Source organism: Paraburkholderia sp. EG287B (assembly GCF_040965595.1).
In the GTDB taxonomy this organism is placed as follows: domain Bacteria; phylum Pseudomonadota; class Gammaproteobacteria; order Burkholderiales; family Burkholderiaceae; genus Paraburkholderia.
This window is the reverse complement of sequence record NZ_JBFRCG010000002.1, coordinates 394,654-407,302: the sequence shown is the minus strand read 5'-3', so window position 1 is coordinate 407,302 and position 12,649 is coordinate 394,654. Positions and strand designations below refer to the sequence as shown.

The following is a 12,649-nucleotide window of genomic DNA, read 5'->3' as shown; positions in this document are numbered from 1 at the left end:
TCATGGCGATCTACGGTATCGGCACCGACATCATCCAGGTGAGCCGCGTGGCGGCAGTCATGGAGCGCACCAACGGGCGCTTCGCGCCGCGCGTGCTCGGCCCGGACGAACTCGCCGTCTACGAGGCGCGCAAGGCGCGCTCGGCGGCGCGGGGCCTCGCGTATCTGTGCACGCGGTTCTCCGCGAAAGAGGCGTTCTCGAAAGCGATCGGCCTCGGCATGCGCATGCCGATGACCTGGCGCGCCATGCAGACCCTCAACGAGCCGGGCGGCCGTCCGGTGATCGTCGCTTCGGGCGAACTCGCGCGGTGGCTCGATGAACGCAGTATCACGGCGCGCGTGAGCATCACCGACGAGCATGACTACGCGGTGTCGTTCGTGGTGGCGGAAATCAACGGCTGATATCCATCGCCGTGCGTTGCGCGGCATCTACGCAAAACTCATCGATGAAGAACAATCCCGGGCCAGTAATGCTCGACGTGGTCGGCACCACGCTGAACGACGACGATGTGCGCCGCCTCGCGCACCCGATGACCGGCGGCGTGATCCTGTTCGCGCGGCACTACGAGAACCGCGCGCAGCTCGTCGCGCTGACCGACGCCATCCGCTCGGTGCGCGAGGACCTGCTGATCGCCGTCGACCATGAAGGCGGCCGCGTGCAGCGCTTTCGCACCGACGGCTTCACCGTGCTGCCGGCCATGGGGCGCCTCGGCGCGCTGTGGGACAAGGACGTGCTGCTCGCCACCAAGCTCGCGACGGCAGTGGGCTATATCCTCGCGAGCGAGCTGCGCGCGTGCGGCATCGATCTCTCGTTCACGCCGGTGCTCGATCTCGGCTACGGCCAGTCGAAGGTGGTGGGCGATCGCGCGTTCCATCGCGATCCGCGCGTCGTCACGCTGCTCGCCAAGAGTCTCAATCACGGGCTATCGCTTGCGGGCATGGCCAATTGCGGCAAGCATTTTCCGGGGCATGGCTTCGTGACGGCGGACTCGCACGTCGCGGTGCCCGTCGACGAGCGTCCGCTCGAAGCGATCCTCGGCGAAGACGCGCAGCCTTACGACTGGCTCGGTCTGTCGCTCACAGCGGTGATGCCGGGGCACGTGATTTATCCGAAAGTCGACTCGAAGCCCGCGGGCTTTTCGCGCATCTGGGTCGAGGAAGTGTTGCGCAAGCGCCTGCGCTTCACGGGCGCGATCTTCAGCGACGACCTCTCGATGGAGGCCGCGCGCCAGGGCGGTACGCTCACCGAGGGCGCGCGCGCCGCGCTCGAGGCGGGTTGCGACATGGTGCTGATCTGCAATCAGCCGCACGAGGCCGAAAAGGTGCTCGACGCGTTGCGCACCATTGAGCCGCGCCGCGCATCCAAGGCTTCGGGCCTGCGCATCAGGCGCATGCGCGCGCGCGGCAAGGCGCAGCGCTGGGACAGGATGGTGGCGGACCCGGGGTACATCGAGGCGCAGGCATTGCTGCGCAGCGTATTGCCCTGACGCCCTGACTGCCGCATCGGCGCAATGAAAAAAGGCTGTCCTTCGGAAACGAAGGGCAGCCTTTTTACAACGTGCGTGCGCTTTGCCGGTTCAGTTCAGCCGCATGCGCTGGAGCTTGTTGTAGAGCGTCTTGGGGCTGATGCCGAGCAGCGACGCGGCGCGGTGCCGCGTGCCGCCCACGGCGTCGAGCGTCGCGCGGATCAGCATTTCCTCCACGTCGGCGAGCGGCGTGCCCACGGTGACCTGCACGCGGCCGCCGTTCATCTCGCGCGGGCCCGCGCCGCTGCTTTCCTCCGCCTGCAGCGTTTCCAGCACCTCGCCCGAGGCGTGCCACGCGCGCCTCACGCGTTCGTGCAGTTCGCGCACGTTGCCGGGCCAGTCATACGCGAGGCACTCGCGGATGAACGAGGGCGCGACGAGCCGCGTCGCGCCGGCCAGACCGTGCGCCTGGGCCTCCTGATTGAGTTCGTCGATGCACGCGAGCGCGAGCAGGGCGGCGTCGTCGTCGCGCTCTCGCAGCGGTGGCAGCTGGATCGCCGCGGCGTCGAGGCGCAGCCACAGATCGTCGTGCAGCGCGCCCTGCTGGACGGCCTCGCGCGGGTTCGCGCGGGTTGCCGCGATCAGGCGGAAATCGGTGCCCACCTCGCTGTTGCCGCCCACGCGCATGAAGGTCTGCGAATCGAGCGCGCGCAGCAGCGTTTCCTGCTGCTCGCGCGGCAGGTCGGTCAGCTCGTCGATGAAGAGCGTGCCGCCGCTCGCCTGATCGACGAGACCCGGCTCGCGCTGTTCCGCGCCGCTGAACGCGCCGCGCTCGTGGCCGAACAGCACGCTCGCCAGCGGCCGGCCCGCGGCCGCCTCGGCCACGAGCGAGCGCGCGTCGCACACGATGAAGGGCCCCTTGCGGCGGCGGCTCAGCTGGTGCAGCGTACGCGCCGCGACTTCCTTGCCCGTGCCGGCTTCGCCGTGCACGAGCAGCGCCGCTTCGGTGGGCGCGAGCTGTTCGAGCGTGTCGTAGACATGCTGGATCGCACTGCTGCGCCCGAGCATCGGCCCGAAGTGGCCCATCTTGCGCAGCGTGGCGCGCAGCGCGCGGACTTCCTCGGTCAGCTCGTAAGGACGCGGAATGCGCGCGAGCAGGCTGCGCAGGCGCGGAATGTTGACGGGCTTGAGCAGATAGTCCCAGATGCCGTGGCGCAGGCCTTCGATCGCGCTTTCGACCGTGGCGTTGCCGGTCATCACGATCACGGGCAGCGCGCCGCCTGGCGGCTGCGCGGGCAAATGCGGCAGCAACTCGAGGCCGCCGCCATCGGGCAGGTTCAGGTCGACGAGTACGACGTCGGGGATGAAGCGCGCTAGGGCGGCGCGCGCTTCGGCGAGGGTGGCAGCGGTGTCGACGGAGAACCCGTCGGCCGACAGGATCGCAGAGAGACCTGACAGGCTATTGGGATCGTCTTCGACAATCAGGGCGTGTGGCATGGCGGTAGCGGCTTACGGATGAGCGCAGTCGCGCCGGCGCTGCGCGCGCGGGGTCGCGCACGCGCCCCGGCAGGCAACCGCGCGGCGCGCGGGAGCGCGGCACGATGCGAAAGATTTCACCGAGATCACGGAGATGTCTCGTAGCAGGGTGTTCAGTTCCGGTCCTCCCAGTTGTGCTGCGCCAGAACGGGGGCGCGACGGCGTTGCCGGGCAGTGAACCGCCGGCGGGGCCGAGCAGCAGCGCAAGCCCGAAGCGCGAGGCGCTTTGGCATGCGTGCAACCCCCTGTTTGCCTGCAAGTGGGCGACCACCGCACCGGCCATGCCGTGGACGGTGCGTCAGTCGCGTGGCCGGTGCGCGTCGAACCAGCGGCGCACTTCCAGTTCTGCCTCGTCACGCGTCTTGCCGTAACGTTCCTGGATAAGCCCGGCGAGCCGATCCGCACGGCCTTCGGCCTTTGCGAGTTCGTCGTCCGTCAACTCGCCCCATGCCGCTTTGGCCTTGCCGATCATCTGCTTCCACTTGCCTTCGGCAATGTCGTTGTTCATTGTGTTTCTCCTGATAAGGGGAAAGAGCGTGGTACGCATGCTCTCTCACCCCACAGCAGAAACCGTGCCGCGGGAGTCACTTTGACCGGTGCGCGCCGCGCTTGCTTGGCCGCTTGCCCGCTGAAGGCGGCAAGCACGCAATCCATTGCGCATAACCGGTAAGGTTTTCCGTAGCACTCTCAAACATACACGTTCGGCAAAAAAAGAAAAAGCGCCCCGAGGGGGCGCTTTCATCGCGGTGTCCGCCTTTTGCCGCCGGGGCGGCGGGCGGGCGCCTTGTTGGCCTGACGCTGCGTTCAGGCTGCTTTTAGGCGCGGCTGCGGTACTCGTTCGTACGCGTGTCGATTTCGATCTTGTCGCCGATGTTGCAGAAGAGCGGCACTTGCAGCTCAAAACCGGTGTTCAGCTTGGCGGTCTTCAGGACCTTGCCCGACGACGTGTCGCCCTTGACGGCCGGTTCCGTGTAGATGATCTCGCGCACCAGCACGGTCGGCAGTTCGACCGAGATGGCCTTCTCGTTGTAGAACACGACTTCGCAGGCCATGCCGTCTTCGAGGTAGTTCAGGGCGTCGCCCATCATCTCGCCTTCGACTTCGAACTGGTTGTAGTCGGCGTCCATGAACACGTACATCGGGTCGGCGAAGTACGAGTACGTCACTTCCTTGCGATCCAGCACGACGACGTCGAACTTGTCGTCCGCCTTGTACACGGTTTCCATGCCCGCGCCGGTCAGCAGGTTCTTGAACTTCATCTTCACGACGGCGGAGTTGCGGCCCGATTTGTTGTATTCGGCCTTCTGCACGACCATTGCGTCGTTACCGATCATCACGACGTTGCCGACGCGGAGTTCCTGTGCGGTCTTCATAGTAAAAAACTGTCCTGTCCAGATTGAGTAGCTTCGAGTGTGCTCGACGGCAAACGTCGCAAGCGGATTCGGTTGCTGCTGCAGTTGCTGCGACCCTCTTTCATGCGTGCACGATGGAGGGCGCGGAACTCGAAGCGCTTGAGACGGCTGCCGTCGGATAACCGCTTATTTTAACTGACTTTTTGCGAATTCGGCGAGATTTCCGGCGAGATCGCCAACCTGCCCGAGCTCGGCCGCCCAGGCGTCGGCACGCGCCGTGTAGACCGGCAGATGCTGCGCAAAATCGGCCCAGTCCGGCGTGCCGCGGCCATTCCATGCATGCCAGAAGCGTTCGAGCGCGGCGCGCGGCGCCTTCGGCAGCGTGCGGCCGTAGTGCGCGAGCGCGGCGTCGAGCTTCGGCAGATGGGCGTCGTCGGCTTGCGGATAGATGTGCCACACGAACGGTCGCGCGGCCCATTGCGCGCGCACGAACGAGTCCTCGCCGCGCACGAAGTTGAGGTCGCTTGCCCACAGCAGGGGGTCGTAACCGCGCTGCTCGGTGAACGCCAACGCGTGCGCGCGCAGCGCGCCGCGCGTGGCCTGCGAGCCTGCACCGAATGCCGGCTGCCCGAAAAAACGCGCGAGCGCGCCAGAGATGCGGCCCTCCGGCACGAGCAGGACCACCGGCTTCGCGCCGTCGCGCCATTGCTCGAGCAGCGGGTCGACGGCGGGGTTCTCATAGGCGAACAGCGAGATCACGGTGGCGTCCGGCCCGGGCGGCGGGCCGCCCGTGGCGCGCTGCCACCATGCGTCACGCTCGTCGGGCGAGCGCTCGAAGTCCGCGCGCCCGCCATCGAGCGTGCGCTCCTTGAGCACGCCCCCCGTGCCGGGGCCGAGGCCGGGAAAGAAGAAGTGCTTGGCGAGCGCGTAGCGCGGGTGCGGCGAGGGCCGCAGATGAAAGTCGGCGACCCAGTCCTCGGCGCTCAGATATTCGAGGTTGAGCCAGACGGGCTTGCGCGCCCGCCCGGCCATCGCCGCGACATAGACGCCCGGCAGCTCGCACGCGAACGCCTCGATCACGACATCGGCGATCTGCAGCGTGTCGCCCGCATGCTCGGGCGCGTGCCAGTGTTCGATCACTACGCCCTCGACCGCTTGCGTGGCGCGGCCCGGGTCGAGCGCGGGGCAGAGCTGCTGGAACGCGTGCAGGTCGTCGACGAAGAGGCGCACCTGCCAGCCGTGCTCGTGCGCGAGCTGGCGCGCGAGCCGCCAGCACACGCCGATGTCGCCGAAATTGTCGATGACGGCGCAAAAGAGGTCGCAGGCAATGGCGCTAGCGCTGGCGGTGGTGGGCGTGGGGGCTTCTGTCATGGGTGGCGGACGACGCGGAGAATCAGGACCGCCATGCTGCAAGCGGGTGGGGAACGCCCGGCCGGCAGGTTCGGCGCAGGCTCCGTGCGGCATGGAATGATCTAAACTTGCGATTCTAGGACACAGCCATGAATGCGTCGCGACGGCGGCGCCAGGCCAGGTCTCATCTCTCTCGACGCACCGCCCGTCCCCGAAACTGGATGACCGACACCGACGTTTTCGACCCGAAAAAGGCGCTCGCGCAGTTGCCGCATCTGCCGGGTGTGTACCGCTACTACGACGCGCAAGGCGCGGTCCTCTACGTCGGCAAGGCGCGCGACCTGAAAAAGCGCGTGTCGAGCTACTTCACCAAGACGCAGCTTTCACCGCGCATCGCGATGATGATCACGCGTATCGCGCGCATCGAAACCACGGTCACGCGTTCCGAGGCCGAGGCGCTGCTGCTCGAGAACAACCTCATCAAGGCGCTCACGCCGCGCTACAACATCCTTTTTCGCGACGACAAGTCGTATCCGTTTCTCAAGATCACCGGGCACAAGTTCCCGCGCATGGCGTACTACCGCGGCGCGGTGGATCGCAACAACCAGTACTTCGGGCCGTTTCCGAGCGCCTCGGCGGTGCGCGAGAGCATCCAGATCCTGCAACGCGTATTCCAGTTGCGCACCTGCGAGGACTCGGTGTTCAACAACCGCACGCGGCCTTGCCTGCTGCATCAGATCGGGCGTTGCACGGCGCCTTGCGTGGGCGCCATCGGCGAAGAGGATTACGCGCGCGACGTGAGCAACGCATCGCGCTTTTTGCTGGGCCGCCAGAACGAGGTGATGAGGGAACTGGAGACGAAGATGCACGCGTTCGCCTCCGAGCTGAAGTTCGAGCAGGCGGCGTCCGTGCGCAACCAGATGAGTTCGCTGTCGACAGTGCTGCATCAACAGGCCATCGAAACGGGCAGCGAGAGCGACGTCGATATTCTCGCCGTGGTGGCGCTGGGCGGGCGCGTTTGCGTGAATCTCGCGATGGTGCGCGGCGGCCGGCATCTGGGCGACAAGGCGTATTTCCCCGCGCATGTGGAGCGCGCGCTGACCGACGAGGAGGGCGGCGTCGCCGAGGAAATCGACAGCGAGACCGTGGTTGCGGCGAGCGCGCTGAAGTCGCTGCCAACGCTCGCGCGCAAGACGGTGGAGGACTACGTCGAGGAAGCGCAAGCGGACGACGCACACGACGATGCGGCGCTCGAAGCGGACCCGCTCGCCATTGCGGCCGATCTCGCCGGCGATGACGACGCGGCAAGCGATGCCGAATCCGCCACGCCCGAGCCGCAGGGGGATGCGCGCAGGACGCGCGAGATCGGCATCGAATCGGAAGTGCTCGACGCCTTCATCGCGCAGCATTACTTCGGCAACCGCGTGCCGCCCGTGCTGGTCGTGAGCCATCCGCCCGCGAACCGCGAACTCGTGGACGTGCTGAGCGAGCAGGCCGGGCACAAGGTCGCGGTGCTGCGTCAGCCGCAAGGTCAGAAGCGCGCATGGCTAGCGATGGCCGAACAAAACGCGCGCCTCGCGCTCGCGCGTCTGCTCTCCGAGCAGGGCTCGCAGCAGGCCCGCACGCGCACGCTCGCGCAACTGCTCGGGCTCGAACTGGACGATCTCGCGCATCTGCGCATCGAGTGCTTCGACATCAGCCACACGATGGGCGAGGCGACCCAGGCCTCATGCGTGGTCTATCACCATCACAAGATGCAGTCGGCCGAGTACCGGCGCTACAACATCACGGGCATTACGCCCGGCGACGACTACGCCGCCATGCGCCAGGTGCTCACGCGGCGCTACGAGAAGATGGTCGCGCAAGCGGCGCGCGCCGAAGCCGACGAGACGCCTGCGCCGCCCGTGCCGGCGCCCGATCCGGCCGACCCGGATGCGGAGGCGCAAGCTATGGAGGCCGGCGAGACCGTCGAAGCCCCGCCGCCCGGCGGCACGCTGCCCAACATCGTGCTGATCGACGGCGGCAAGGGGCAGGTCGAGATCGCGCGCCAGGTATTCACCGAACTGGGTCTCGATCCGGCGATGCTGGTGGGCGTGGCGAAGGGCGAGGGCCGCAAGGTCGGCCTCGAAACGCTCGTGTTCGCCGATGGCCGCGCGCCGCTCGAACTCGGCAAGGAGAGCGCCGCACTCATGCTCGTCGCGCAGATCCGCGACGAGGCGCACCGCTTCGCCATCACGGGCATGCGCGCGAAGCGCGGCAAAACGCGTCAGACTTCGCGTCTCGAAGAGCTGGAGGGCGTGGGGGCGAAGCGTCGCCAGCGCCTGCTCGCGCGCTTTGGCGGCCTGCGCGGCGTGATGTCGGCGAGCGTGGAGGATCTGGCGAGCGTGGAGGGCATCTCGCGCTCGCTCGCCGAGCAGATCTACCAGCAGTTGCACTGATGCGGCGTCGTCGTTGGCCAGCTCCGGCCTGGCCATTCCTTACGGTTGCTTGTGGCACGTGCGGCGACGCGGCACAATTGCATCTCCCATAATTGCATCTCCCCGACAGATAGCGCCAGCCGATGCCGTTCAATATCCCGATTCTCCTGACCTGGCTGCGGATCCTGGCGATTCCGCTCGTGGTTGGCGTGTTCTATCTGCCGCAGACGATGCTTTCCCCGATGCAGCAGAACGTGCTGGCGATGCTGCTCTTCGTGCTGGCGGCGCTCACGGACTGGTTCGACGGTTTTCTCGCGCGCAAGTGGAATCAGACCTCCTCGTTCGGCGCTTTTCTCGACCCCGTCGCTGACAAGCTCATGGTGACCGCGGCACTCCTTGTGCTCGTGCATCTGCAGCGGCTCGACGCCGTGATCGCGCTCGTGATCGTCGGACGCGAAATCGCGATCTCGGCGCTGCGCGAGTGGATGGCGCAGATCGGCGCGTCGAAGAGCGTGGCCGTGAATTCGCTCGGCAAGTTCAAGACCGCGTGCCAGATGGTCGCGATTCCCATGCTGCTGTTCTACGCGCCGCTCACGCTCGGCGGCGTGACGCTGTTCGACTCGCGCGTGTGGGGCGCGTGGCTCATCTACGTGGCGGCGTTCCTCACGATCTGGTCGATGCTTTACTACATGAAGCTCGCGTGGCCCCAGATCCGCGAACGCGGGAGCTTGTGAATCCCTTATGTCTTTTTCCAAAAAGATCACGCGAAGGGGTTGACACGATTCTGCGGGTTATACATAATCTCACTTCTCCGCTGCACGACGAAGTAGCAAGTAGGCAGATGCAGTAGAGATCGCAGAAGATAAGCTGAAGTTAGTTGAAAATTCGGCGAAATCTGAAGCAGATATGCGGGAGTAGCTCAGTTGGTAGAGCGCAACCTTGCCAAGGTTGAGGTCGCGAGTTCGAGACTCGTCTCCCGCTCCAGATTTCAAGGTGCGGCGTTTTTTCAGCAGGAAAAACGAGGTGCCGAAGCAGTAAAAGTCGCAGTAAAGCAGGATATTTGCGGGAGTAGCTCAGTTGGTAGAGCGCAACCTTGCCAAGGTTGAGGTCGCGAGTTCGAGACTCGTCTCCCGCTCCAAATGCCAAGGGGAAGCAGCGCTTCCCTTTTTGTTTGGCAGGCTTTGAGCAGCGTATCAAGCCATCAAACAAATCTGTCCGGTCGTTGCGAGCGCAAGCAGTTTTCCGCACCCCGGTCAGTCCGCTTCTGGCGCGATAGCAAAGCGGTTATGCAGCGGCCTGCAAAGCCGTGTAGGCCGGTTCGACTCCGGCTCGCGCCTCCAGATGCAAAACAAAAGCCACCTTCGGGTGGCTTTTGTTTTTTGCGTCCGCCTTGCTGCGTTTTCGCCACGCGCCAACGCACCTGGCGCAAAATAGCCGCAACCCCTCCTCTGCGGTTTCCCCACATGTCCATCGAACTCCCCGAAGACGCGCGCACCGAAGCGATTGCCTCCATCCAGCGCTATTTCGACGCGAACATGGAGGAGCCGATCGGCAACATCGCGGCAGGCGCGCTGCTGGGCTTCTTTCTCGAAGAGATCGCGCCGGCGGTCTACAACAAGGCGATTGCCGACGCGCAGGAGAGCATGCAGGCACGCATCGTCGATCTCGACATCGATCTGCACGAAGAGCCGTTCCAGTACTGGCGCAAATACGAGCAACCGCGCCGGCGCAAGTGAGCGCTGCGCAGTGGCGGGTTTGTGGCGCGCGCGGCGCGCGGCATAATCGTGGTCATTGACGATACCTTGATGGAAATCACCGACCATGACCTTGCAGTCCACCGCCTTGCCGCTGCCCCAATTCGACTGGCAATGGAAAGCCTTTGATGCGCTCGATGCGCGCGAAGTCTACGCCATGCTCAAACTGCGCTCCGACGCGTTCGTCGTCGAGCAGAACTGCGTGTATGGGGATATCGACGGTCTCGACTTCGGCGCGTGGCATCTGTTTGCATGGAGCGAGCAGGGCGGCGTGCGAGAGCTCGCGGGCTATCTGCGCGTGCTGTTGCCCGACGCGCAGGACGCCGACGTGCGCATCGGCCGCGTGGTGACGTCGCAATACCACCGCGGCATCAAGCTCGGCAACGCGCTGCTCGAACGCGCCATCGCGCAGATCGTCCGTCAATGGCCCGACGTCGCGATGCGTCTGCATGCGCAGGCGCACCTGCAGAAGTTCTACGGTGCGTTCGGCTTCTCACCCGTTGGCGAGATTCACGACGAGGACGGCATTCCGCACGTGTGGATGCGCTCGGCCTGATTCGACGTGTGTCACACCTTGCGCCGGCACTCGAGTGCGTTACGTGCGCAAGGGGCGCTCTTCCTCCTGACGCTCGCCGTCTGCCGGACGCATGCCGGGCCGCCGGTCCCGCTGCAAGCGTCCGCGCGCGGATAGCCGCATCCAGTGGCGCAGCGCGACCAGCGCGCCGACCACGCTCATCATCGACCCCGGAATCCACAGCAGCAGGCCGCCGATCTGCTGGTCGCGCATGGGCGAGAGCCAGGTGAACGCGCGGCCGCAGATCGAGTAGACCGGGTAAAGCTCGCGCGGCGTGAAGAAGATGAACGCGCCGAGCACGATCTGCGGCGGAATCGCCGCGATCACGACGAGCACGCGCTTGCCCGGCGAGAGGCGCGCGGGCGGCGCGGGGCGCGAGTCGAGCACGAGCCACCAGAACAACAGCCCGTCGATCACCATGCTCCAGTTCATGACGCGGTAGAGACGCCAGTCGAGCATCGCGATGAAGTGGATCGGCGAAAAGAGCCAGAAGTAGATGAGCCCGACAAAGAGCCCGACCGCGACGACGGGATGCATGACGATGTCGAGCGCCACGCGCACGGGTCGTGCGGCGAGCGCGGGGCGCACGAAGCGCTGCCGCCACCTGAACGGAATGCCCGCGCGCAGCGCCGCGCCCGGGTAGGCGAGCGCGATGAAGAACGGCCCCAGATGGTGCAGCACCAGGTGCTGCGCGCGATGCATGAAGAACTCGTGCTCGAAGTAGTAGTCGAGGCGCGTATGCAGCACGACATAGAGTGCGCCAAGCCCGAACCAGAACGAGATCTGGCGTGCGAGCGACACCCGCGCGTGCCGCTTGCCGCGCACGAACAGCACCGCCGCGAGCAGCGTGCAGATCATCACGGTCGGCGAGGGCTCCCAGGGCTGGAGCCAGTAGAGCAGGGTCATCGCGAGCATGGCGGCGGCTTCATCGCGGATTCAACATGCTTGCGCGCGCAACCAATGAAAAATGCGGTGTATGCGCGCGGTGGTATTGCTGCGGCGTCACTGTCCCGAGGGCGGCTTGACCGCGAACGGCGTGTCGAGCGTTTCGCCGTCCGAGAACTGCAGCTTCACGTTCACCGTGTCGCCCGGCGCGACCTTGTGCTTCGCCTTCTCCAGCATCAGGTGATAGCCGCCCGGTGCGATGGCGAGCGTGCCGTGCGCAGGCACCGTCGCCTTGTGCACCATGATCATCTTCTGCGTCGAGCCATTCGAGACCGTCTGATGCAGCATGACCATGCCGTAAGCGTCGCTCGATACCCCCACGAGGTCGACCGGCTGGTCGCCATCGTTCTTGAGCGTCACGTAGCCCGCGGCCGGGAGGTCGTTGGGCAGCCAGCGCACCCATGCGTCCTGCGCGCTCAGCGTGCCGGCGGCGGCGTGTGCGGCGGGCGCGAAGGCGGCGAGCGCACCGAAGGTGCTCAGCGCGCAGCCGAGCGAGACGGTGAGTGACTTGAGGTTCTTCGTCATAACGTTTCCTGTTGCGATTGCTGTTGCGTCAAAACCCGATGATTGGACCGGCGAGGCCGCATGCGTTCACGCCGTGTCGTTTATGACGCGGCGCAGGTCATGCGCGATCGCGTCCGGAGAGTCGTGGTCGGTGGCGAGCAGGCGCGCATGGCCTTGCGCGTCGAACACATACACGGCCGAACTGTGCGTGACCTCGTAGCTGCCGTCGGGGTCGCGCTTTTCCATCTGGTAGGCCACACGGTAGCGCCGCGCGAGCGACTCGATCTGGGCGTCGGTGCCGGTCAGGCCGCGCGCATGCCGCGCGTCGAACGCGCCTACATAGGCGTGCAATGCCTGCGGCGTGTCGCGCGCCGGATCGACGCTGATGAAGAGTATCCGCACTTTGTGCGCATCGGGGCCGAGCTTCGCTATAACCTGCATCAGGCGCGCCATGGTTTCCGGACAGACGTCCGGGCAATGCGTGTAGCCGAAGTAGACGAGCGTCGTGTCCCCGCGAAAACTGGCGCCGGTCACGCTTTGGCCATTGTCGGCCGTGAGCGCGAAGTCCAGGTCGGGCAGATGACCGCTCACGTTCGTAAGCTGCCACGCCTCGCCCGGGTGCGAGCACGCGGCGAGCAGCACCGCACCGGCCACCACCGCCGCGTGCCGCAGGCTACGCATGCCGCCGCGGAGATAGCGGCTCAAGCGGGTGCGGAACGTGCGCAGCGTGGGCTCGAAGGTGGGGAGCAAAG

General features: G+C 65.9%; 13 protein-coding genes and 3 tRNA genes. 9 read left to right on the top strand and 7 right to left on the bottom strand.

Going from position 1 to position 12,649, the window contains the following annotated elements; genetic code table 11:
• Positions 1-2 precede the first annotated feature (2 nt).
• Entirely contained in the window at positions 3-401 is a 399-nt protein-coding gene (gene acpS / locus AB4Y40_RS04570; RefSeq protein WP_368686606.1) for a holo-ACP synthase, read from the top strand.
• A 44-nt stretch (positions 402-445) separates the two neighbouring features.
• On the top strand, positions 446-1,486 hold the full coding sequence (gene nagZ / locus AB4Y40_RS04565) for a beta-N-acetylhexosaminidase (protein ID WP_368686605.1): 1,041 nt from the start codon (positions 446-448) through the stop codon (positions 1,484-1,486).
• Between the two features lie 90 nt (positions 1,487-1,576).
• Here the strand turns inward: nagZ and AB4Y40_RS04560 are convergent, their stop codons facing one another.
• From AB4Y40_RS04560 to earP, 4 genes are all read right to left on the bottom strand, one after another.
• Positions 1,577-2,962 (bottom strand): sigma-54 dependent transcriptional regulator, encoded by a 1,386-nt coding sequence (locus AB4Y40_RS04560; RefSeq protein WP_342921866.1) that lies wholly within the window; start codon positions 2,960-2,962, stop codon positions 1,577-1,579.
• A 337-nt stretch (positions 2,963-3,299) separates the two neighbouring features.
• Positions 3,300-3,509 carry a CsbD family protein gene (locus AB4Y40_RS04555; RefSeq protein ID WP_368686604.1) on the bottom strand — a complete coding sequence of 70 codons (210 nt, stop codon included), beginning with the start codon at positions 3,507-3,509 and terminating at the stop codon, positions 3,300-3,302.
• Positions 3,510-3,816: 307 nt separating this feature from the next.
• Complete coding sequence (gene efp, locus AB4Y40_RS04550; protein WP_133183590.1) at positions 3,817-4,374, bottom strand: elongation factor P; 558 nt, start codon at positions 4,372-4,374, stop codon at positions 3,817-3,819.
• Between the two features lie 165 nt (positions 4,375-4,539).
• Entirely contained in the window at positions 4,540-5,724 is a 1,185-nt protein-coding gene (gene earP / locus AB4Y40_RS04545; protein ID WP_368686603.1) for an elongation factor P maturation arginine rhamnosyltransferase EarP, read from the bottom strand.
• A 200-nt stretch (positions 5,725-5,924) separates the two neighbouring features.
• Here earP and uvrC point away from each other — a divergent pair, with 200 nt between their 5' ends.
• The 7 genes from uvrC to AB4Y40_RS04510 all read left to right on the top strand — a co-directional run bounded on the left by uvrC (position 5,925) and on the right by AB4Y40_RS04510 (position 10,430).
• Positions 5,925-8,141, top strand: coding sequence for an excinuclease ABC subunit UvrC (gene uvrC / locus AB4Y40_RS04540; protein ID WP_368686602.1), 2,217 nt, complete (start codon positions 5,925-5,927; stop codon positions 8,139-8,141).
• 122 nt (positions 8,142-8,263) lie between these two features.
• Positions 8,264-8,854, top strand: coding sequence for a CDP-diacylglycerol--glycerol-3-phosphate 3-phosphatidyltransferase (gene pgsA, locus AB4Y40_RS04535; protein ID WP_042261239.1), 591 nt, complete (start codon positions 8,264-8,266; stop codon positions 8,852-8,854).
• A gap of 174 nt (positions 8,855-9,028) precedes the next feature.
• Positions 9,029-9,104: transfer RNA gene (locus AB4Y40_RS04530), tRNA-Gly, on the top strand.
• A 78-nt stretch (positions 9,105-9,182) separates the two neighbouring features.
• Positions 9,183-9,258 (top strand) — tRNA-Gly (locus AB4Y40_RS04525).
• 128 nt (positions 9,259-9,386) lie between these two features.
• Positions 9,387-9,460: transfer RNA gene (locus AB4Y40_RS04520), tRNA-Cys, on the top strand.
• A gap of 123 nt (positions 9,461-9,583) precedes the next feature.
• Positions 9,584-9,856 (top strand): DUF2164 domain-containing protein, encoded by a 273-nt coding sequence (locus AB4Y40_RS04515; protein ID WP_342951950.1) that lies wholly within the window; start codon positions 9,584-9,586, stop codon positions 9,854-9,856.
• Positions 9,857-9,941: 85 nt separating this feature from the next.
• Entirely contained in the window at positions 9,942-10,430 is a 489-nt protein-coding gene (locus AB4Y40_RS04510) for a GNAT family N-acetyltransferase (protein WP_368686601.1), read from the top strand.
• A 39-nt stretch (positions 10,431-10,469) separates the two neighbouring features.
• Here the strand turns inward: AB4Y40_RS04510 and AB4Y40_RS04505 are convergent, their stop codons facing one another.
• The 3 genes from AB4Y40_RS04505 to AB4Y40_RS04495 form a co-directional block, all read right to left on the bottom strand.
• The gene (locus AB4Y40_RS04505; RefSeq protein WP_368686724.1) at positions 10,470-11,354 is read right to left on the bottom strand and encodes a cytochrome c oxidase assembly protein; all 885 of its coding nucleotides are present in this window, start codon (positions 11,352-11,354) and stop codon (positions 10,470-10,472) included.
• 96 nt (positions 11,355-11,450) lie between these two features.
• A complete protein-coding gene (locus AB4Y40_RS04500) occupies positions 11,451-11,918 on the bottom strand; it encodes a copper chaperone PCu(A)C (RefSeq protein ID WP_368686600.1) in 468 nt (155 codons plus the stop codon).
• Between the two features lie 66 nt (positions 11,919-11,984).
• Positions 11,985-12,578, bottom strand: a complete 594-nt coding sequence (locus tag AB4Y40_RS04495) for an SCO family protein (RefSeq protein WP_368686723.1) — start codon at positions 12,576-12,578, stop codon at positions 11,985-11,987.
• Positions 12,579-12,649: the final 71 nt, after the last annotated feature.